The organism is Pseudomonas brassicacearum (genome assembly GCF_003732265.1).
GTDB lineage: Bacteria > Pseudomonadota > Gammaproteobacteria > Pseudomonadales > Pseudomonadaceae > Aquipseudomonas > Aquipseudomonas brassicacearum_D.
The window spans coordinates 1-615 of record NZ_MOBK01000366.1 but is presented as its reverse complement, the minus strand read 5'-3'; the positions used below and the strand labels follow the sequence as shown (position 1 = coordinate 615).

At 56.9% G+C, this 615-nt stretch carries 1 protein-coding gene; it reads right to left on the bottom strand.

Annotation, left to right across the window (positions count from 1 at the left end):
• Window positions 1-360: 360 nt before the first annotated feature.
• A partial coding sequence (locus tag BK660_RS31745; protein ID WP_311202928.1) for a transporter associated domain-containing protein occupies window positions 361-615 on the bottom strand: 255 nt, incomplete at its 5' end.

Below are 615 nucleotides of genomic sequence, written 5' to 3'. Positions count from 1 at the left end.
CGCGGTGCCGATAAAACTCGCCGTCGCCACGCGGGTGGCGGAGTTGGTCGGTTGGGCAGGGGTGGTGTCGCTGATAGCGGTACTGGTTGTCATGCGGTGCTCCCTGACAGTCATGAGCTCCGTTGGAGCGAATTATTATGGTCGAACACCCAGGGATGTGGGATGAGGCGCGGTCGCTGTTGCAGGTAGGCACAGTCGCCGGAGTACAGCGGAAATAGCCGAAACCTGTTGTGTGCGGGGTAAGCACAAGGTTCGGCGGGGCTTGGGTAAGCTGATTCGATTATAGGAAGGGGGCTAACAATCAAACAAGAGCAAAGATCGCAGGGTAGGAGCTGCCGAAGGCTGCGATCTTTTGATCTTTTACCTGGCAGGCACCAGGGCTGGCACAGAAGAGGTATGCCAGATCAACACCTTGCTCACCCGGTTCTCTTCAGTCTCAAGAATCTCCAGCCGATAACGCCCGATCTTCAAGCAAACCGCACTTTCCGGAATCGTCTCCAACGCCTCAGTCACCAGACCATTCAGCGTTTTCGGACCATCGCTCGGCAAATGCCAGCCGAGGCATTTGTTCAATTCGCGGATCGACGCGGTGCCATCAATCACCATGCGCCCGTC